18 protein-coding genes and 1 riboswitch are annotated in these 20,098 nt (G+C 35.5%); of the genes, 13 read left to right on the plus strand and 5 right to left on the minus strand.

Annotation, left to right across the window (positions count from 1 at the left end; all coding sequences use genetic code 11):
- Genes FND99_RS00300 through kaiC form a run of 3 tightly spaced genes read right to left on the minus strand, consistent with a single transcriptional unit; the run spans position 1 to position 2,277 of the window.
- On the minus strand, positions 1-300 hold the full coding sequence (locus FND99_RS00300; RefSeq protein ID WP_144336008.1) for a circadian clock KaiB family protein: 300 nt from the start codon (positions 298-300) through the stop codon (positions 1-3).
- Positions 301-302: 2 nt separating this feature from the next.
- Positions 303-596 (minus strand): circadian clock KaiB family protein, encoded by a 294-nt coding sequence (locus tag FND99_RS00305; protein WP_144336009.1) that lies wholly within the window; start codon positions 594-596, stop codon positions 303-305.
- A gap of 1 nt (position 597) precedes the next feature.
- Positions 598-2,277, minus strand: coding sequence for a circadian clock protein KaiC (gene kaiC / locus FND99_RS00310; protein ID WP_144336010.1), 1,680 nt, complete (start codon positions 2,275-2,277; stop codon positions 598-600).
- Positions 2,278-2,605: 328 nt separating this feature from the next.
- Between kaiC and FND99_RS00315 the strand changes: the two genes are divergently transcribed.
- From FND99_RS00315 to FND99_RS00350, 7 genes are all read left to right on the plus strand, one after another.
- Positions 2,606-3,349: an SDR family NAD(P)-dependent oxidoreductase gene (locus FND99_RS00315; RefSeq protein WP_144336011.1), complete on the plus strand. Its 744-nt coding sequence runs from the start codon at positions 2,606-2,608 to the stop codon at positions 3,347-3,349.
- Between the two features lie 328 nt (positions 3,350-3,677).
- Entirely contained in the window at positions 3,678-4,091 is a 414-nt protein-coding gene (locus tag FND99_RS00320; RefSeq protein ID WP_144336012.1) for a cupin domain-containing protein, read from the plus strand.
- Between the two features lie 268 nt (positions 4,092-4,359).
- A complete protein-coding gene (locus FND99_RS00330; protein ID WP_144336013.1) occupies positions 4,360-5,376 on the plus strand; it encodes an alpha/beta fold hydrolase in 1,017 nt (338 codons plus the stop codon).
- A 79-nt stretch (positions 5,377-5,455) separates the two neighbouring features.
- Positions 5,456-5,866, plus strand: a complete 411-nt coding sequence (locus FND99_RS00335; protein WP_144336014.1) for an organic hydroperoxide resistance protein — start codon at positions 5,456-5,458, stop codon at positions 5,864-5,866.
- Between the two features lie 55 nt (positions 5,867-5,921).
- Positions 5,922-6,680 (plus strand): DUF1223 domain-containing protein, encoded by a 759-nt coding sequence (locus tag FND99_RS00340; protein WP_144336015.1) that lies wholly within the window; start codon positions 5,922-5,924, stop codon positions 6,678-6,680.
- 374 nt (positions 6,681-7,054) lie between these two features.
- Entirely contained in the window at positions 7,055-8,071 is a 1,017-nt protein-coding gene (locus tag FND99_RS00345; RefSeq protein ID WP_144336016.1) for a sensor histidine kinase, read from the plus strand.
- A complete protein-coding gene (locus FND99_RS00350; RefSeq protein ID WP_144336017.1) occupies positions 8,052-8,819 on the plus strand; it encodes a LytR/AlgR family response regulator transcription factor in 768 nt (255 codons plus the stop codon). Before FND99_RS00345 ends, FND99_RS00350 begins: the two co-directional genes overlap by 20 nt.
- 318 nt (positions 8,820-9,137) lie before the next feature.
- On the opposite strand, the gene FND99_RS00355 is transcribed toward FND99_RS00350, so the two are convergent.
- Positions 9,138-10,727: an ABC-F family ATP-binding cassette domain-containing protein gene (locus FND99_RS00355; protein ID WP_144336018.1), complete on the minus strand. Its 1,590-nt coding sequence runs from the start codon at positions 10,725-10,727 to the stop codon at positions 9,138-9,140.
- A 208-nt stretch (positions 10,728-10,935) separates the two neighbouring features.
- Positions 10,936-11,334 carry a DoxX family protein gene (locus FND99_RS00360; RefSeq protein ID WP_144336019.1) on the minus strand — a complete coding sequence of 133 codons (399 nt, stop codon included), beginning with the start codon at positions 11,332-11,334 and terminating at the stop codon, positions 10,936-10,938.
- A gap of 477 nt (positions 11,335-11,811) precedes the next feature.
- Positions 11,812-11,912: riboswitch (SAM riboswitch) on the plus strand.
- A 279-nt stretch (positions 11,913-12,191) separates the two neighbouring features.
- Between FND99_RS00360 and FND99_RS00365 the strand changes: the two genes are divergently transcribed.
- From FND99_RS00365 to FND99_RS00390, 6 genes are all read left to right on the plus strand, one after another.
- Complete coding sequence (locus FND99_RS00365; RefSeq protein WP_144336020.1) at positions 12,192-13,181, plus strand: TlpA disulfide reductase family protein; 990 nt, start codon at positions 12,192-12,194, stop codon at positions 13,179-13,181.
- Positions 13,182-13,372: 191 nt separating this feature from the next.
- A complete protein-coding gene (locus FND99_RS00370; protein WP_144336021.1) occupies positions 13,373-14,848 on the plus strand; it encodes an aminotransferase class V-fold PLP-dependent enzyme in 1,476 nt (491 codons plus the stop codon).
- A gap of 589 nt (positions 14,849-15,437) precedes the next feature.
- Positions 15,438-15,689, plus strand: a complete 252-nt coding sequence (locus FND99_RS00375; RefSeq protein WP_144336022.1) for a hypothetical protein — start codon at positions 15,438-15,440, stop codon at positions 15,687-15,689.
- Positions 15,690-16,284: 595 nt separating this feature from the next.
- Positions 16,285-17,490, plus strand: a complete 1,206-nt coding sequence (locus FND99_RS00380; RefSeq protein ID WP_246074137.1) for a DcaP family trimeric outer membrane transporter — start codon at positions 16,285-16,287, stop codon at positions 17,488-17,490.
- Between the two features lie 44 nt (positions 17,491-17,534).
- A complete protein-coding gene (locus FND99_RS00385) occupies positions 17,535-18,983 on the plus strand; it encodes an aspartate ammonia-lyase (protein ID WP_144336023.1) in 1,449 nt (482 codons plus the stop codon).
- Between the two features lie 24 nt (positions 18,984-19,007).
- The gene (locus FND99_RS00390) at positions 19,008-20,075 is read left to right on the plus strand and encodes a type II asparaginase (RefSeq protein WP_144336024.1); all 1,068 of its coding nucleotides are present in this window, start codon (positions 19,008-19,010) and stop codon (positions 20,073-20,075) included.
- Positions 20,076-20,098: the final 23 nt, after the last annotated feature.

Here is a 20,098-nt window from a genome sequence, read left to right on the forward strand (position 1 = left end):
TTATTGTTCTAGGTTTAGTAAATACAAAACCTTTTCTTTATCTGATAAATCACCCAAAATGATTCTTTTGGGTTCAGGATGTATTTTGATTAATGTTGGGATTGCCACAATTTGATGAATTACAGCTTGTTCCTTATCACGACTGATATCGATAATCTCTATTTCGTAGTTTTTTTTGAGATAGGTGTCGCAGATTTTTCGTAAATTTTCGATTGCATGTCCTGATTTAACAGACATACCTGAAACAAAAAGTTTGAACTTATGTTTGGTTGTACTTGTGCCATCAGATGAATCTTCCATGATTATGAGTTTATAGGTTTGATATTAAGTCCTACAAGCACTCTTTCTTCGTTTGAAAGGTCACCTATAATTTTACGAATAGGCTCAGGAAATTTTCTCACCAAGGTTGGTACAGCCAAAATTTGATCGCCTTCTGCCAATTGCGGATTCTTCAGCAAATCGATGATCTCGATGCTGTATTTTCCTTTTAAATGTTCCTCGGCATATTTTTTTATGTTCTCAAGCGCCTTGATTGATTTTGGCGTTTGACCTGCTATATAGAGCAATAATTGCCATTCGGCTATTTCTTTTTTCATTTTAATTTTCTTTTTTCTTAGAAGACAGTCTTTCCTGCAATTCTTCTGTTGCTTTAAGGATACTTAATTCTTCTTCCGCCGATTCAAATTCGGTTCTCAACGCTTCAATATTGGCTTCAAGAACTTTACGTTTGCGTTCGATTTCTCGGTCTTTTCTGTTAATTTCGTTTTGAAGCTTAATATTCGAAATGGTTTTTTTGGCTTGATGTGATTTTCTCGCCGTTCCTGTCAAAATTCCTTGTGGTCCTAATTCTACATCTAGTAGTTCGATTCCGTTATTGGTAATCACAAACTCTCTAACTTGGTTAGAATGTCCCATTCCACGGGCTTTGATAATGAAAATACCGCGGTTTCTTTCGCCAACGCCTTCCATATCACGAACCGTAATCCAGGTATCAACCAATGACGATACAGATTCTTCGGCCAAATCGGGTCTGAAATTATCTGTTTGTTTGTTTAAAGAGGTAAACATGGCGGTAATATTATTGGCTTTGAGCATATCAATTAATCGAACGAGCATTGAACGAACTTCATGTTCGCTTCCTACCGAAATAAGATTACTAATTGGGTCAATAATGATTGTAGTAGGTTTAAACTCTTTGATTAGTTTTCTAAGCGTAAGCAAATGCAGTTCAAGACCGTTTAATGACGGGCGTGAAGAATGAATTTGCAATAAGCCATCTTTAATATGTTTTTCAAGATCAATTCCGATTGATCTCATATTGCGAACCAATTGTTGCGGCGATTCTTCAAAAGCGAAATAAATCGTTCTTTCTTTATTCTCGCATTGTTCGTTGGCAAAATAACAGCCAATAGTAGTTTTTGCTGTTCCGGCTGTTCCTGATACCAAAATATTGCTTCCGCGGAAAAAGCCGCCACCTTGAAACATATCATTTAATCCGGGAACTCCGGTTGAAATAATATCTGAAGAAACTTCATTATCGAGTTTTAATGAAGTAATAGGAAGTACCGAAATACCTTCTTCATCAATTAAAAATGGATATTCGTTTGTTCCGTGCGTTGAACCTCTGTATTTTACAATGCGAAGTCTTCGGGTTGAAACCTGCTCAATAACACGATGATCGAGAACAATAACGCAGTCTGATACGTATTCTTCTAATCCTTGACGTGTAAGTGTTGCCTCACCGCGTTCGCCTGTAATTACGGCTGTTACGCCTTTAGCTTTTAGCCAATGAAATAATCTTCGCAATTCGGCTCTCAAAATCGCCTGATTGTCAAGGCCTGCAAATAAAGATTCTATAGTGTCCAAAACAATGCGAGTTGCTTTTACAGAATCGATGGCATAGCCTAATCGTATAAATAAACCATCGAGATCGTATTCTCCGGCTTCTTCAATTTCTGATCTTTCGACACGAACGTGATCTACTACGAGTTTTTTATCCTTTTTAAGTTGTTCGAGGTCAAAGCCAAGAGATTTTACATTTAAAGTAAGATCATCCGAAGGTTCTTCAAAAGACATGAAAACTCCAGTTTCGTTGTATTCAGTAATTCCTTTTATAAGAAATTGCATTGACAATAATGTTTTTCCGCATCCTGCGCCACCGCAAATTAAAGTAGGACGTCCTTTTGGGAAACCTCCTTCTGTAATTTCGTCTAGTCCGTCAACTCCCGTTGGAGTTTTTGGGAATATAAAATGAGTTGTTTTTGTTTTTTCTTGCACGATAATATAAATTCAGTATTATCTCAAATATACGTTTTCCTACACGATCTACAATGAATTCTTGTTAAGATTTAACAGCTGTTTAATGAAGTTTTAAAAATAAATTAAGAAAATTGCGCTTTAAATATGAATAAATCGGAGAATTTTAACCAAATAATTGAAAAAATGATTTGAATATTTAACACTAATTTTTCTGTTTTGGCTAAAACTGATTTTTAAGAATAGGTAAATGTTAAAATCGATTTTGCAGTATACTCCATGATACCACCAAAAAAGCAACCTCTTTTCCGATTTAACTTTGTCCAGTTAATTTAAAAAACATAAAATAATGGATAATTTAAAAGATAAAGTAGCAGTAATTACAGGCGGAAATAGCGGTATAGGTTACGCAACAGCAAAACAATTAAAAGAGCAAGGTGTTCAGGTTATTATCACCGGAAGACGAAAAGAAGCCATAGAAAAAGCTGCACAAGAATTAAGCGTAACAGCAATTACGGCAGATCAAGCAAGTGTTTTGGATATTGAGAATCTGGTTGCTAAAGTAAAAGCGGATTTAGGTGCGGTTGATATTCTTTTCATCAATGCCGGAATTGCGGGTTTAGGAACAATTGAACAAACTTCAGAGGAATTGTTTGACAGTATTATGAATGTCAATCTGCGAGGCGCTTATTTTACGCTGAGCAAATTTATCCCAATTTTAAAAGACGGTGCTTCGGTCGTGTTTCTTTCTTCGAATACTGCGAGTATGCCGGGGCCGGGATCTTCGGTTTATTCGGCGAGTAAAACGGCTTTGAATTCGGTTATGAAATCGGCGGCATTGGAATTAGCGCCTCGAAAAATCAGAGTAAATTCCGTTAGTCCCGGACCAACAGAAACAGAGGTTATGAAAAAAGTCGGTCTAGACGAAACCACCGTAAAAGGTATTATGGATGTCGTAGTCGAAAAAGTGCCGCTGAAACAAATGGGAAAATCAGAAGATGTAGCTAAAATGGTTTCGTATTTAAGCAGCGACGCCGCAAAATTCATCACCGGTGCCGATTTCATTATGGATGGGGGAATGGTTCTTTCTTAATTGTAAATTGTAAATTATTAATTGTGAATTAAAAAATTAACCGCAAAGACGCTAAGGTTTACGCAAGGTTCGCAAGGTTTTGTTTTCAAAGCTTTGCGAACTTTGCGTTTTTACAAAGTCTCATGAATCAAAAAAAACTTTGCGTGCGTTGCGGTTAAATCACCAGCATTCAACAACTCACAATTCACAACTCACAACTCACAATTATAAAAGTCCACTTCGTCTTGAAGTTTGTCCGTTTGGGCTATTTTATGATTTCTCAGGAAGCATTATCGATATACTTTTGACTCAGAAATTAACTGATAACAACTAATTTAAATCAAAAATCATGGAAACTAAAAAACAAAAAACCTGGGTTATTATTGCAATTATTATTTTAGGCATTATCGCCTTTTTGGTTCCCAACCAAATCGCTGCTCAAAACGGAATAAAACGTACTGATTTGCAAAAACACGATTTAAGTATTCCGGGAAGAGAAACCGTTCAAGCTAGAATCGATTTTGATGGACATTCAGCTTTCGGGAAACACTTTCATCCCGGCGAAGAGATTATTTACGTACTCGAAGGTTCATTAGAATATGAAGTTGAAGGCCAAGCGCCGGTTACCTTAAAAACCGGAGAAGTACTTTTTATTCCGGCAGGCGTGGTGCATTCGGCAAGAAACAGCACTAATGCAAAAGCCTCAGAATTGGCAACTTATATAGTCGAAAAAGGAAAACCTGTATTGACTTTGAAGAAATAGTTTAATAATTGATAATTGATAATTGATAATTAACAATTAACAATTAACAATTAACAATTAACAATTACCAATTACCAATTACCAATTACCAATTATCAATTATCAATTATCAATTATCAATTGTCAATTAACAATTATCAATTACCAATTGTCCATTTCAACCCAAACTTTGTCCACTTCACCTTTTTTCTCCTTTTAAAACGAGGATTGTCAAGATACCTTTGAAGAAGAAATTAACTGATAATCAACTAATCAAAAAAATAAAATTATGAAAACGCTATTGAAAATTACAAACAACATTTTTGCAAAATCAATCTTAATCATCATTCTTTTTATGAATGTGAATGTAACGAATGCACAGGCTTCAAAACAAACAATTGAAGCAAGCAGCTCACTCGGAACTTTAAAACAAATCAATGCGGGATTATTAAACGTAGGTTATACCGAAGCAGGTCTGTCAAACGGAACTCCGGTTATTTTGCTTCATGGCTGGCCTTACGATATTCACAGCTACAACGAAGTCGTTCCGATTTTGGTTGCAAAAGGATATCATGTTTTTACGCCTTATTTAAGAGGTTTTGGCACAACAACCTTTCTTTCAAAAGATACGTTCAGAAACGGCCAACAAGCGGCTTTAGCGAGTGATATTATCGCTTTTATGGATGCATTGAAAATTGATAAAGCTGTAATTGGCGGATTTGACTGGGGAGCGAGAACAGCAGTTGTAACAGCAGCACTTTGGCCAGAACGTGTAAAAGGCTTAGTATCGGTAAGCGGTTATTTGGTGGTGAATTTAGAAGCAAATTTAAAACCGCTTCCTCCAACAGCCGAATTAGGATGGTGGTACCAATATTACTTTGCTACCGAAAGAGGAAAACAAGGTTACACACAAAACACATACGATTTCAATAACCTAATCTGGAAAATCGCTTCTCCGTTATGGAATTTCGATAAAGCGACTTACGATCAAACAGCACAATCATTTGATAATCCAGATCACGTAGCAATCGTAATTCACAACTACAGATGGAGACAATCTCTTGAAGCAGGAGAATCAAAATACGATAATCTTGAAAAACGCTTGGCAGCGAGACCAGAAATTAAAGTTCCAACAATTACAATTGGAAGCGATTTCGATGGCGCTTTCGCGGATGGAAAAGCATACGCCAACAAATTCACAGGAAAATACGAGCACAGAATCTTGAAAGGAATCGGACATAATGTGCCACAAGAAGATCCAAAAGCGTTTGCACAAGCAATAATTGACGTGGATAACTTGAAATAAATTCCAAAAATTAAATTCCAGATTCCAATAACAAAAATCATTTTACTTTTTACAAATAACATTTTACACAGAAAAAATCATGGAAACAAAAGTTTTATACACAGGAAAAACACACACAACAGGCGGTAGAGAAGGAGCTTCTCAAAGTTCAGATGAACAATTGAATATCAAATTAAGCGCGCCGGGATCATCACGTCCGGGGACAAATCCGGAGCAATTGTTTGCTGCAGGCTGGTCGGCTTGTTTTATTGGCGCTTTAGGAATTGCAGCTTCAAAACAAGGAATTAAACTTCCGGCAGAAACTGCTGTAGATGCTGAGGTTGATTTATGTGTAATTGAAGGCGAATATTCTTTACAAGCTAGATTAAATATCAGTTTGCCAGGTTTGGATTTAGAAACTTCTAAAGCATTAGCGGCTCAAGCGCATCAAACTTGTCCGTATTCTAAAGCGACAAGAGGAAATATAAACGTCGAACTTAATATTCTGTAAATAGAGAAACCCGACAGGTTTTTAAAACCTGTCGGGTTTATAAAATTTAGAAATCATGAAAAATATAAAATTATTGACAGTATTCGTAATGCTGTTTCTTTTGGCTGGAAACACTATTTTTAGTCAAAATGCAACAAAAAAAGGTTTTGCCTTTTTAGAACTCTACACTTCCGAAGGCTGTTCAAGCTGTCCTCCAGCAGATGAATTGATGGGTAGAATCCAGAAGCAATACAAAGACAGCAATGTTTATGTTTTATCGTATCATGTTGATTATTGGGACAAACAAGGTTGGAAAGATGTTTTTAGCAATGCGGCAAATACCAAAAGACAGTATGATTATGCAAAATTTATGGAAAAAGAGCCTGTTTATACGCCACAGCTTATTATCAACGGCAAAATCGATTATATCGGTTCGCAGGAAACCGCAGTTCAAAACGGGATACATTCAGCGCTTTCAAAACCCGCAGTTACAGAAATTGCCTTAGAAGCTAATCAACAGGGCGATAAATTGAATTTGAATTACAACATCAATAAAATTTCAAAAAACAATCGTTTGTATGTTGCCGTAGTTCAAAAATCGGCTAAAAGCAATGTAAAAAGAGGGGAGAACGCCAATAGAGTTTTGTCTCATTTTCAAATTGTGCGTAGCTTCAATAGTTTTGCTTTAACAGGAAATCCAAAAGGAAACGTTTCAATATTTTTACCAAAAGGTTTTAATCCGAAAGATTTTGAAATAATTGGTTTCGTTCAGGACATGAATTCGGGGATTATTTTGGGCGCAGATCGGGCGATTTTTACACAAAATTTATTGTAAGAAACAGAAAAACAAATTGGTTTTTTACAAAGTAGGAGCGATTTTATAAGGTGAAATTTGAGCTTTTATTTTGCAATTGAAAAACTGTCATTTTACAAACAAAATTTAGCTAAACGATACTTTTTTTAGCTCTGACAAGATGACAGTTTGTGTTTTTTATTTGTATTTAACTAATTGTAATCCAGTTTTTAAGTGTGTTTATTGTAAAGTTTTTGTTTAATTATTTTTTCGGAATAAAAACAGAGCAATTAAAATTTAGAATCTCGTGTTTTTTAGCCAAAATCCCGTTAATTTATTGCTATCTTTGACAAAGTATATCGAACTTGAAACCTGATCCCGAAGCTTCGGGATGAAACTTGAAACAAAAAAAATATATGGAAAAAGTAAAACGCTTTCAGGTTTCTCCGCGTGTCATTTGGGGAAGTTCTATAGCACTTGCAATTCTTGCGTCTATTCCCAAATTATTCGATGCCGCCACAACGCCTGGCGACTTGGTAATCAATTCTTCGATTACATTGTTGTTTTCTCTTTTTATTTGGTATTACAATATTTACAGTCTTCCGAAATTTTCCGCACAACGCACTAATAAAAGCTTGTTTAACTGGAAGTTATTGTTGAGTGTTGTATTAGGGATTTTGCTGATGGTGATTCTGGTAGTTGCACATCAGGAGATTTTTCAAGTTTCTAAAATGGATGCGCCAATCATGTTTGAACTGCGCGGTGTTTTGATTAATTTGATTGTGTATATGTTTTTGCATCTGCTTTTTCAGAATTATCAAACGCAACAAATAGGAGTAGAATTGGAGCGAACCAAAGCCTTAAATCTTGGTGCACAATACGAACTTTTGAAGCAACAGGTGAATCCACACTTTTTATTCAATAGTTTGAATACGTTAAAATCTATGGTCGATATTCAGGATCCGCAGAGTTCTGATTTTATTTTAAAATTATCTGATTTTTATCGTTTTACGCTAGATAGCCGAAAGCTTGACTTGATATCCTTAAAAGAGGAAATTCAGATATTAGATTCGTATATTTATTTGCTGAAAGCGCGTTTTGAAGACGGATTTGAAGTGATAAATGAAGTTGATCAAAAACAATACGATTGCGCAATTCCGCCTTTTTCACTACAACTTTTAATTGAAAATTGCATCAAGCATAACGTCGTTTCTTTAGATAAGCCACTGCGAATTAAATTGTATACCGAAAATGATTTTCTGGTGATTGAAAATCCAATTCAGCTGAAACGAGGCGTTTTATCGACTGGAGTAGGTTTGGATAATATCAATCAGCGCTTTATGCATTTGGCTCACAAGGAAATCGAAATTGATAAAAACGATATTATTTTTAAAGTCAAAATACCCCTTATTTATGAATATCATAGTAATTGAAGATGAAGTAAAAACGGCCAAAGCACTTGGTCAGCTTATTTTGAGTATCAGGCCAGACGCCAAGATTTTATCGTACATCCAGAGTATCGATGGCGCGGTGAGTTATCTTATGGAAAACGATCAGCCGGATCTTATTTTTATGGATATTCAGCTGGCGGACGGGCTTTGTTTTGAAATTTTTAAAAACGTTGAGGTTTTGTCTCCGGTGATATTCTGTACGGCTTTTGATGATTATGCGATTGAAGCTTTTAAATCAAACGGAATCGATTATGTGTTGAAACCTTTTTCGAGAGACAGCATTTCGCAAGCGATTAAAAAAGCGGGCGAGCTGAAGAATTTCTTCCAAAGAAATAAAAAAATGATGCCGGATTTCGATTATCTTTTAACGAGAACGGGCGAAAATACGGGTAAAAGCAGTTTTTTGGTTTTTAAAAACAATAAATACCAAACGATTCAAACCGAGAATATTGCGTTTTTCTTCATCAAAAACGAAACGCCAACGATTATGACTTTTGATAAAAATGAATATCAGATTACGCAGTCGTTAGATGAGGTGTACAAACTGTTGTCGCCAATTCAGTTTTTCAGAATGAACAGACAATATTTAGTGAATTTTTCGGCAATTAGGGAAGCGGAGCATTACTTTTCGCGCAAGCTGATTATCAAACTTAATATTCCGACTGAGGAAAAATTATTGGTCGGAAAAGAGAAAGCGACGGCTTTTTTGAGCTGGCTGGAAAACCGTTGATAATTGTGAATTGTGAATTGTGAATTGTGAAAATTTAACCGCAAAGCACGCAAAGGTTTACGCAAAGTTCGCAAAGTTCGCAAAGTTTTTATTAAAGATTGCAATATCCAGTTTGTCACCCTGAGCGAAGTCGAAGGGGGCGCAAGTAGCTCGGCAAAGAAATTCTTCAAACAAATTAAACTTTGAGGAATAACTTTGCGGTCCTTCGACTTCGCTCAGGATGACAAAAAATGAGAATTATTCTTTGCGAACTTTGCGTAAACCTTCGCGTTCTTTGCGGTTAAAATTTAATTTAAGTTTTTATTTATATGAAATATTTTAAAGTAAACTAATACTGTTGTTTACGTTTATTTCTTTTAAGAATGTTTCGTCGTGTGAAACCACGATTAATGTGCCTTGATATTCGTTTAAAGCATTTGTCAAAATTTCGATATTTTGGATGTCAAGATTGTTTGTCGGTTCGTCTAAAACGATTAAATCTGGTGCTTGATTTGCAATTGTCAAACCGCAAAGCATTAAACGCATTCGTTCTCCTCCGCTTAAAAATTGACAAGGTTTGTCCCAATCTGATTTTCCGAAAAGGAAACGATTCAATCGCATTTTAATATCGTGTTCTTCTAAACCTGATGTATTACTTTGTTGCGCCTGTTCATAAACCGTTATCGAGTTATTAATTAAGGAATAATCCTGATCAATATAAACACTTTTGCATTCAGCTATTTTCAGATTTCCTAATTTTGACTGAATTTCTCCTAAAATCAATTTGATCAGCGTTGTTTTTCCGGAACCGTTGTTTCCTTTTAGCGCCATTCTTTCACCCGAAAGAATCTGAAAATTCAAATCAGTTTTCCATATGTTTTCTTCCTTGTAGCGATAATTTAGTGATTCGGCGGTTACCATTATTTTTCCTTTGTGCAAACGCGAATTATCAAGACCGAATTTCATTTTGTCCAAACTCGAAACATTTTCACGCAGTTCTCTCAATTCCTGTGATATGCCGCCAATTTTCTCTTCATGAACGCTTTTGGTTTTCGATGAACTGTTTTCAGCTTTATTCTTTAACGTATTCATCATAATGCGGGCAACTCCGGCTTTTTCTTGTTTCTTTTTGCCTTTTGCATCCAGTTTTTGTTGTCTTTCAATGGTTTCTCGTTGTTTTTCTTTGGCTTTCTGAAGCGCTTTTTCCTTTGAATGAATATCAAGTGCTAAAGCATTCTTTTCGATATTCTTTTGCTCCAAATAAAAATCATAATTACCGCCGTAAGTCTTGATCCCGTTTGATTTTAGCTCGCAGGTTGTATCGAGTAAATTCAGCAGTTTTCTGTCGTGGCTTACTATCAGCATCGTTGTTGTTGAAGTTTTTATAAATTGATATAGCAAATTTCTGCCTTCAACATCTAGATGATTGCTTGGTTCATCCAATAAAATAAGTTTAGGCTGATGAATAGCAATTCCGGCGAGAAATACTTTTGTTTTCTGTCCTCCGCTCAAAAACTGCATTTTTTGATTCAGATCTAAATCGTTTAATTTCCAATAGTTTAAAGCTTCGTTACAACGATCTTCAATTGTCCAGTCGTCGTTGAGAACATTCAAATTGGTTTCGCTTACATTCCCTTCAAGAATTTCGCGGAAAGCAGTTAATTTTTTATCTATTTGTAAAGCTTCAGCAATCGTCAAATGGTTATATTGCCCGAAGATTTGCGGAATATAATACGGTTCAGTCTCAATTGCGATTGTTCCGCTTGACGGAAATAATTCTTTTGCTATAATTTTAAGCAAAGTTGATTTTCCAGCGCCATTATGGCCTGTTAAGGCTATTTTATTGCCCGTATTTACTGTTAAACTGATTGCGTTGAACAGCAATTCTGTATTAGAATGTGTATATGAAATGTTTTGCAGAATGATCATAATCTCTTTCTTAAGCATTAATAAATCAGCAAAAACCAAGTCTGGCTTGCTGTCTCTATATCTGAAAGAAATTATTTATTCACATTTACGGAAGTAGTTTATTTGAAGTGCAAAGATAATAAATGTTTTAAAAACTCATAACAAAACAAAAAGCGCCTGAGGAGTTCTTGACGCTTTTATGTTTTTGTAATCTTAAAAAGCTTTAAAATTAGCTTACAATCGCGTTTTTAGAATAATTAGCGGCATATAATTCTCTAAACATCGCATATGTTACGCTCACCATCGCAAAAGCAATAATAGCATCAATTGTAGCAGGAAAACCCAATACGGCTATTTTTGAAAAGAAAGCAAAAGTAATGTCAAAGAAAATTCCGGCAAAGACCCATTCTTTCAATCGTAATAATTGATTCGGAATTAATAATGTGATTACTCCGGCGATTTTAAATACTCCAAGAATGTAAATAAAATGTGCTGGATAGCCCAATTGTTGTGTGATTCCCCAAACAATTGGATTTGAAGTTAATTCGAAAAACCCGCTGGCGCCAAACCATAAAGAAGTTAAAATGATTCCTGTCCAATAAATAATTTTTGTTGTTTTTGCGTTCATAATTTTAATTTTTAAGTTGTTAAACAGGACAAAATTGCGTCAGATGCAACAGAAAACATATTCGTTTTTGGGTGAGACGGACAAATTGATTTCTGAAATAGACAATCCGAAAGTTCATCTGATTTTATAACTTTACAAAAAGACTTTTAAAAGTGAAATCTATTAGAACATCCACAATCTTGTCATCTCGACGAAGAAGACTCGAGCGATAGCGAACAGGCGAAGCAGATCTTCGCAAGTAGCTCCGCAAAGTAGTAGTGCAGATTTTTTGAATATAATTTTGGATATTCTATTGAAATAATACAGCACTTTCTTTAATAAAATAGAAAATTTTTACTATTGTAAAGTATTGCTTTTGAGTTTGTTATTGAGTGGGAATAACTTAATTCAAAATAAATTTCAAAAAAAACACAATTTAAACTTGACTAATTCGGTAGAATTAATATATATTTGCAACACAGAAAACATCTGTAATGATACTTATCCAGAAAGACAGAGGGAATAGGCCCTGTGAAGTCTTAGCAACCTGTTGCTGAACAAGGTGCTAAATCCTTCCCGTTTTGCGGGACAGATAAGAGAAGATTTCAAAATCGGAATAAGATCATCAATATTAAAATTATTTATGTTTTAAGATGAAAAGTAAACTACATCATTTGTATACCAGTTTTGAGCTTTTGAATTGCGCTTTCGAAGAAAACAGTCTCGCGGGTTTCCGAATGCATAGACGTTAATTTCTCTCTGAAATTTATTAGAAACAACATATCTAAAATCCTTATTTTTTTAAGGTTTCGAAAATTCTATTGCCCAATATTTAGCTAAAAATTTAAAAATCAAACTCACTTTAAAATCAAATAAAAATGAAAAGAATACTATTAGGTTTTGCCTTATTTCTCGGATTAGTACAAACTCAAGCGCAGGAAAATAATCTGCAGTTAAAAGGAACTGTTGCTGATACTGTGGTGCAATATGTTTACTTGCAAAAGTTTCATAATAAGATGTTTACTACGATTGATTCGGTTAAAGTCAAAGACGGAAGTTTTAGTTTTAAAACCAAAGTAAAAACGCCCGAATTATATGGATTAAGCGTTAATACGGCAAGTTCACCATTGTACGTTTTTCTTGAAAAAGAACCGATAACAGTAAAATTGAGTCCGAAAAAATATTACAATGCTTCAACAGTTTCGGGTTCGGCATCACAGGATTTATTCGAAACTTATAAAAAAAGCAATGATATAGAAATCAGCAAGTTCATTACAGAAAATCCAAAATCGATTGTTTCAGCTTATGTATTGTATAGAAACTGGTCGTATCGATTGACTCCAGAACAAATCACTCAAAATATCGCTTTGTTGGATAAAAGTCTTCAAAACACCACTTACGTGAAAGAGCTGAAAGATTTGGCCATTGTATTATACGGATTAGCAGTTGGAAAAAAAGCGCCAGATTTTACGGAGAAAGATACAGAAGGAAAACCAGTTCGTTTTTATGAAAATTTAAAAGGGTACACTTTGGTTGATTTTTGGGCATCTTGGTGCGGACCTTGCCGACGCGAAAATCCAAATATTGTAGCGGCTTACAAAGAATTTCATGATAAAGGTTTCAACATTATCGCGATTTCTTTGGATAAAAAGAAAGAAAACTGGGTTAAGGGAATTCAGGATGATAAATTGGATTGGCTTCAGGTTTCAGATTTGCTTTTTTGGAACAGCGCAGTGGCTAAATTATATGGAGTGAGAGCAATTCCGGCAAATTATTTAGTGGATTCTAACGGAATTATTGTGGCGAAAAATCTTCATGGCGAAGAATTGCAGGCAACGCTTAAATCGCTTTTGGAGAAAAAGATTTAAAAATATAAACATAACCCAAGATTATCCACAATCTTGTCATTCCGAGGAACGAGGAATCTCCGCGAGAAGCTCGACAAAGATTGGAATCACTTAATGGAGTTACTTGCGGAGATTCCTCGTTCCTCGGAATGACAAACAAACCGGTAAAAACTCATCAATAATAAAATCAGTTAAATTTTAATGACAAGGAAATGAATGCAATTGAGACAGCGTCACCAATAGAGTTGGAGTGTTATTTTTCTAAATTTAGAGAAAACACTATAGGAGTAAATCACAGTTTTGAATCGGTTTATGGCGAGCAGGATTTGCTTTATGCAGATTGGGTGGCCAGCGGAAGGTTATACGTTCCGATTGAAGATATCATGCTCAATAAAATTGGTCCAATGATTGCCAATACGCATTCCCTTTCCAGTCAAACAGGAAAAACGTCAACGTATGCATATCAGCGTGCGAGAGAAATAATTAAAAAGTCAGTAAACGCTAATGAATCAGATGTTTTAGTTACGGCAGGAACTGGCATGACGGCTGCGTTGTCAAAACTGCAGCGCATTATAGGTCTTCGAAAAAAAGCCGAAAACGAAAATGAAAAACCTGTAGTTTTCATCACACACATGGAACATCATTCCAATCAAGTTTCTTGGTATGAAACCAATGCAGATGTTGTGATTTTGCCTGCCGATGAAAATAATTTAGTTGATCCCGATATTCTTTCTTCAGAAATAAAAAAATATGCTCACAGAAGCTTGAAAATCGGCTCGTTTACGGCTTGCTCAAACGTAACCGGAATTATTACGCCTTATTATGAATTGGCTAAAATCATGCATCAAAACGGCGGATTTTGTTTTGTAGATTTTGCAGCTTCGGCGCCTTATGTTGAAATTGATATGCATCCAAAAGATCCAGAAAAACAATTAGATGCTATTTTCTTTTCGCCTCATAAATTTCTCGGTGGCCCCGGAACATGCGGAATTTTGGTTTTTAATGAAAAATTATACAAAACTGAATTTCCTGATAATCCAGGCGGAGGAAATGTAAAATGGACGAATCCGTTTGGGAATTACGCCTACAGCGATTTAATAGAAGTAAGAGAAGATGGAGGAACTCCGGGATTTTTGCAGGTTATTCGAACGGCTTTGGCTTTAGAATTAAAAGAGAAAATGGGAGTGGAGCAAATTGCCAAAAGAGAAAAGGAACTATTGGATATTTGTTTCTATAAGCTTCAAAAGATACGAGGATTATCAATTTTAGGTGATCTTAATAGTGACCGAATTGGCTGTGTTTCCTTTGTAATCGAAGATATTCATTATAATTTAATCGTCAGGCTTTTAAATGACCGTTTCGGAATTCAGGTTCGTGGTGGCTGGTCATGTGCGAGTACGTATGCGCATTATCTTTTTAACATCGATGAAAAGCGATCAAGAACGATGACGAATGAATTGCTTCAGAAAAACCAAACCAATAAACCGGGCTGGGTCCGCTTGTCGCTTCATCCGATAATGACAAATGAGGAGCTTTTGTTTATTTGTGATGCTATTGCGCAAGTGGCTTCGAATTATAAAAAATGGCAAAAGGATTATGAGTACAACCCTGTTTCAAATGAATTCGAAAATCCGCAAATTAGTGATGCAATTTCAAGAGAAGTAAATGATTGGTTCAAGCTCGATTAAATGCAAAGCAATCTGAAGTTTGAGACATAAAAAAACAGACAATATCTTTTTGATTTTGTCTGTTTTTTGTTTTTTATGAAAGATAATTTAGGTTTTGGAAGCAAATTGAAATCACGAAATTTCAATTTTTCTTCATTAAACAAAGGTTTTTGTAGTCGTAAATACATTTTTTAATCAACAAAAAGATGTTTTTAAGCGCAAATGAAATAATGCCAAAAGCAAATCTTATAATTTTTATTTAAAAACAATAACGAAGCGTAGCACTTGCTTTTTAACACTTCTTCTTTTTTCTGTTTTATTAAAGTTGTCTAACGGCTTATTATTGTTGAAAATATGGCTTAAAAAGGCTGTTTTCTAAAAATGATGCATTTTAAGCACAAAAAGAACATTAGGTTTCATTTTATAATATGGAACAGACTTGCGCAGAAAATAATGTCTTTTACGTTTTATTGCTGCTTAACTTTATCTTTTGTAAAGGTGTATGTTGTTGAAGTATAGTTTTTTAGTTTTTGATGAAGAAAACATTTTCCTAATTTTTCTTTTGCATGCCGCAAAATCAAAAGTCATTTAATTTTATAAATTGTATAGTATGTCTGTTCCAAAAGAGTTATATAATTTAAAGTTTTCAGAATACTTAGAATCCTTAAAAATTTTATATCTGTTAGATGATAATTTTAAGGCAATCTGCGATGATTACTGCGCCAGTACACTGAAAACAGAAAAGTACAAGAAAAAATTTGAAAAATATTTTCAATATAAACTTGAAGCTGAAAATTTAGCTAAGGAATTAGAAGAAGAAATTTTAATTTATTTGATTAGAAACGGATGGGATAAAAAATAAAACGTCTTTTTTGATCGCAATATAAATCACTATAGAAAATCCTGTTTCGTTTGAAATGGGATTTTTTGCGTCTAGTGGCTTTTTCAACCTCAAAAAAAAATAAAAAAAGATGTTTAGGCTGTCCTCTTACACTTTTTTGCACGAATTAGTTTTTGATGCTGTAAGAAAAAAATTAACGGTCGTTTTAACTATTGTTTAGGATTATAATTTTTAAAAAGCCAACGATTTTTTTTTTGGATATTTTAAAGACACCAGTATTTACAGTGCTTAACAGCGATTTTTTTTGAAATTTTCACTTCAATTCTTGATGTTTCAAATTATAAAATGAAACGTAAATGTTGGACTTTTATATGAGTTTACTTTGTAATTTTGACATAAAATCCAAATAATCAATATTTTACACATTTGAGTACGACGCCAAAAACAAATTTATTATCCGCACTTTTAAAAGCCTAATTCCGCCATAGGCAGCATTGATTCTGAAATTTATATGCCCATTTCGAGAATATCACATATTGGAGTCCCCATAATTTAGTTCATTATTCGTAACAAACAATTTTAAACTATAATCATTATGAAGAAAAAGCGTTTTAGCATGGCTAAGATCAGGTATCTGGCCATTTTAGTTTGCTTGCTGGCCGTAAACCTCATACGCGGGCAGGATGACGGAGCAAAAAAGAGCATGGAAATCTATGGTTTTATTATGACCGATGTTGGTTATAATTTTAACCAGATTCAATCGGATTGGTATGATGTTGTGCGACCAACAAAACTGCCATCTTACAAAGATCAGTATGGTGTCGATGGAAACTATTACGCATCTGTGCGCCAGACTCGTTTCGGAATAAAAAACTGGGTTGACACCGGAATTGGTGAACTAAAAACCCAATTTGAGTTTGAATTGTTCGGAACCGGAGTTGATGCCGGCCAAACTACTTTTCGTCTTCGCCACGCTTATGCCGAAATAGGCAAATTTGGAGCAGGACAAACTTGGAGCCCTTTCATGGATATCGATGTGTTTCCGAATACGTTAGAATATTGGGGACCAACGGGAATGGTATTTTTCAGAAACATTCAAATTCGCTATATGCCAATCCAAGGCGATACTCGTTTGACCATTGCTTTAGAAAGACCGGGAGCAAGTGCTGATCAAGGCGTTTATGCAGACCGTATCGAACTTCAAGGTGTGCGTGCAAGATTTCCTTTTCCAGATCTTTCAGCAGAATATCGTCAAGCATTCTCTTTCGGTTATATTGAGTTAGCCGGGATCCTTAGAAAAATAGAGTGGAAAGATCAAAATAATGATCAATATGACTTATCCGGAAACGCACTTGGCTGGGGTTTAAACTTGAGTACCAATGTGAAATTTGGCAAAAGTGATGTTTTCAGAGGGCAGGTGGTTTATGGTGAAGGAATTCAGAACTACATGAATGATGCGCCGGTAGATATCGGAATTCAGAATAATTTTGGAAACGCGGTAAAACCTATCAAAGGTGTTGCGCTTCCTTTAGTTGGAGTTGTTGCTTTTCTTGACCATTCATGGAATGAAAAATTTACAACCTCTATAGGATATTCTATGATAGACATCGACAACTCTGACGGAATGACAAACGATTCATTTAAGAAAGGCCAGTATGCAATTGCAAACTTGCTTTATTCTCCTGCAAAAAACTGCTTAGTTGGTGGTGAATTTCAATGGGGTGACCGCGATAATTTTAGAGACGGCTGGAGTACATCGATTACAAAAGTGCAGTTTTCATTTAAGTACAATTTCTCAGAAGCATTTTACAGAAAAAATTAATACTTGATAGTTCTAGAAAGTTACCAATAAAAAAAATAGAAAACATGTATAAAAAAATACAATACATATTACTGTGCGGTTTATGTATTACCTCTCTAAAAGCCCAAACCCGAACAGAAAAAGATCTTTTGGGTGATAAGCAAATCCCCGCTAATGCATACTACGGCGTTCAAACGGCACGTGCATTAGAAAATTTTCAGATAAGCGGCATGACCACGCAATTTTATCCTGATTATGTTAGGGCATTTGCGATGGTAAAACTGGCCGCCGCAAGAGCAAATGCGGATGTTGGCCGACTTAAAAAAGACCGACTCGCTGCTATCGAAAAAGCCTGTCAGGCGGTAATTGATGGAAAATACCACGATCAATTCTTGGTAGATTTGTATCAAGGCGGTGCAGGAACATCGGCAAATATGAACGTGAATGAAGTTCTTGCTAATATCGCTTTAGAAATGAGCGGACACAAAAAAGGAGAATATCAGTTCATAGAACCTCATGACGACTTGAACATGGGACAATCTACAAATGATGTGTATCCAACTGCGATCAAAGTGGCATTATTGCTTCATAACGACAAACTTCTAAAAGAAGCCGAATTGCTTTCTCAATCCTTTCACAAAAAAGGAGATGAGTTCAAAGATGTCTTAAAAATGGGACGTACAGAAGGGCAAGATGCTGTACCAATGACCGTTGGACAAGAGTTTCATGCTTTTGGAAATCAGCTTGACGCCGAAATAGTCACGCTTCGCAAAGTCGAGGCGCTTTTATGCGAACAAAATATGGGCGCAACAGCCATAGGAACAGGAATTACAGCCTCCCCGGGTTATGCTGAAAAAGTAGCCACACATTTAGCTAAAATTACTGGAAAACCTATCGTATTGAGCAAAGATCTTATTGCGGCAACCACTAGCCAGCAAGGATTTGTGATGTATTCATCGGCGCTTAAAAGCATGGCGGTGGCCTTGGCAAAAATCAGCAGTGATTTAATTATTCTGGCTTCTGGACCTCGTACAGGAATTTTTGAAATCAATTTGCCGGCTTTGCAGCCTGGATCTTCAATTATGCCAGGAAAAGTGAATCCGGTAATGCCAGAGCTTATGAATCAGCTTTGCTTTAAAGTAATGGGAAATGATTTAACGGTTACGATTGCCGCTCAGTCTGGTTTACTGCAATTAAATGCATACGAACCAATTGAATCCATTGCAATGATGGAATCACAAGGATTGTTTTTTAAAGCAATGCCATTATTCAGAAAAAATTGTATTGATGGCATTACGGTGAATAAAAGTACTCTAGATCATTATATGGAAAGAAGTGTTGGTATTGTTACGGCTCTTAATCCTGTTTTGGGATATGAAAAAACAACCGAATTGGCAAAAGAAGCGCTTGCAACCAATAAAGGAATTCTGGAACTGATTCGTGAAAAGAAATTATTGACAGAAGACCAAATCAAAAAGCTTCTTGATCCGGCAAGTTTAACAGGTCAAAAATAACCCTCAACTTAAAAGTATATAATCATGAAACTAAATATAATATTTTCTAAGAAAGTCCTTTTACTGCTGTTGTTGGTGATAAACATCAACGTATTTGGGCAGGCAAAACCAAAAGTTCTTATTCTGGCAACGGGAGGAACAATTGCAGGTTCTGCAAAATCTGGAGTGCAGTCTGGATATACTTCGGGGCAAGTTACTATTGATGCAATGGTAAATGCCGTTCCAGATGCTATGAATTTGGCGGATATAAAAGGCGAGCAGATTTCGAATGTAGGATCTCAAGATATGTCTTTTGAAATTATGCTGAAAGTCGCAAACAGGATTAATGAACTAGCTTCAAGTAAAGATGTTGACGGTTTTGTGATTACTCATGGAACCGATACAATGGAAGAAACAGCTTATTTTTTAAATCTTGTTGTAAAAACTGATAAACCTGTAGTTCTCGTAGGTTCAATGCGTCCTTCAACAGCGATAAGTGCCGATGGACCTTTGAATTTATACAACGCAATTTCGGTTGCTGCTGATCCGAATGCGAAAGGTCATGGCGTACTTTTGGTAATGAACGACTGGATTCACTCTGCACAGTCATTGACAAAAGTGAGCACTACAGCAGTTCAAACTTTTATGTCCCCAATTCGCGGACTTATAGGAACAACTGCTTATGGCGTAAATGATTTCTACCATTATCCTGATCAAAAATTTGGAAAAACTTCAGAATTTGATGTAAAAGGCGTGACTGCCTTTCCGCGTGTTGACATTATTTATGCTGACGCCGATATGAAACCAGATTTGATCGACGCTTCAATCGAAAAAGGAGCAAAAGGAATTGTAATTGCAGGAGTTGGAAACGGAAATATGAATAAAGCATCGCTTGATGCCTGCGCCAGAGCCAGCAAAAAAGGAATCATCGTAGTGAGAAGTACACGTGTAGCAACAGGAATTGTTGGGCGCAACGTTGAGTGCAATGATGATGAATTAGGACTTATCGCATCATATGGATTAAATCCGCAAAAGTCAAGAATTCTTTTGACTGTGGCATTGCTTAAGCCAAGAAAACTGGACGAGCTTCAAAAAATATTCATGGATTATTAAAATTTTAGAAAAATAATAATTGG

This window comes from Flavobacterium daemonense (genome assembly GCF_007341385.1).
Classification (GTDB): Bacteria; Bacteroidota; Bacteroidia; order Flavobacteriales; family Flavobacteriaceae; genus Flavobacterium; species Flavobacterium daemonense.

Coding starts and splice junctions, on each gene's coding strand:
- FND99_RS00320 (WP_144336012.1), top strand. CDS start 3,678: ATGGAAACTAAAAAACAAAAAACCTGGGTTATTATTGCAATTATTATT.
- FND99_RS00305 (WP_144336009.1), bottom strand. CDS start 596: ATGAAAAAAGAAATAGCCGAATGGCAATTATTGCTCTATATAGCAGGT.
- FND99_RS00355 (WP_144336018.1), bottom strand. CDS start 10,727: ATGATCATTCTGCAAAACATTTCATATACACATTCTAATACAGAATTG.
- FND99_RS00315 (WP_144336011.1), top strand. CDS start 2,606: ATGGATAATTTAAAAGATAAAGTAGCAGTAATTACAGGCGGAAATAGC.
- FND99_RS00385 (WP_144336023.1), top strand. CDS start 17,535: ATGTATAAAAAAATACAATACATATTACTGTGCGGTTTATGTATTACC.
- FND99_RS00370 (WP_144336021.1), top strand. CDS start 13,373: ATGAATGCAATTGAGACAGCGTCACCAATAGAGTTGGAGTGTTATTTT.
- FND99_RS00375 (WP_144336022.1), top strand. CDS start 15,438: ATGTCTGTTCCAAAAGAGTTATATAATTTAAAGTTTTCAGAATACTTA.
- FND99_RS00390 (WP_144336024.1), top strand. CDS start 19,008: ATGAAACTAAATATAATATTTTCTAAGAAAGTCCTTTTACTGCTGTTG.
- FND99_RS00365 (WP_144336020.1), top strand. CDS start 12,192: ATGAAAAGAATACTATTAGGTTTTGCCTTATTTCTCGGATTAGTACAA.
- FND99_RS00335 (WP_144336014.1), top strand. CDS start 5,456: ATGGAAACAAAAGTTTTATACACAGGAAAAACACACACAACAGGCGGT.
- FND99_RS00380 (WP_246074137.1), top strand. CDS start 16,285: ATGGCTAAGATCAGGTATCTGGCCATTTTAGTTTGCTTGCTGGCCGTA.
- FND99_RS00330 (WP_144336013.1), top strand. CDS start 4,360: ATGAAAACGCTATTGAAAATTACAAACAACATTTTTGCAAAATCAATC.
- FND99_RS00360 (WP_144336019.1), bottom strand. CDS start 11,334: ATGAACGCAAAAACAACAAAAATTATTTATTGGACAGGAATCATTTTA.
- FND99_RS00345 (WP_144336016.1), top strand. CDS start 7,055: ATGGAAAAAGTAAAACGCTTTCAGGTTTCTCCGCGTGTCATTTGGGGA.
- FND99_RS00300 (WP_144336008.1), bottom strand. CDS start 300: ATGGAAGATTCATCTGATGGCACAAGTACAACCAAACATAAGTTCAAA.
- FND99_RS00350 (WP_144336017.1), top strand. CDS start 8,052: ATGAATATCATAGTAATTGAAGATGAAGTAAAAACGGCCAAAGCACTT.
- FND99_RS00340 (WP_144336015.1), top strand. CDS start 5,922: ATGAAAAATATAAAATTATTGACAGTATTCGTAATGCTGTTTCTTTTG.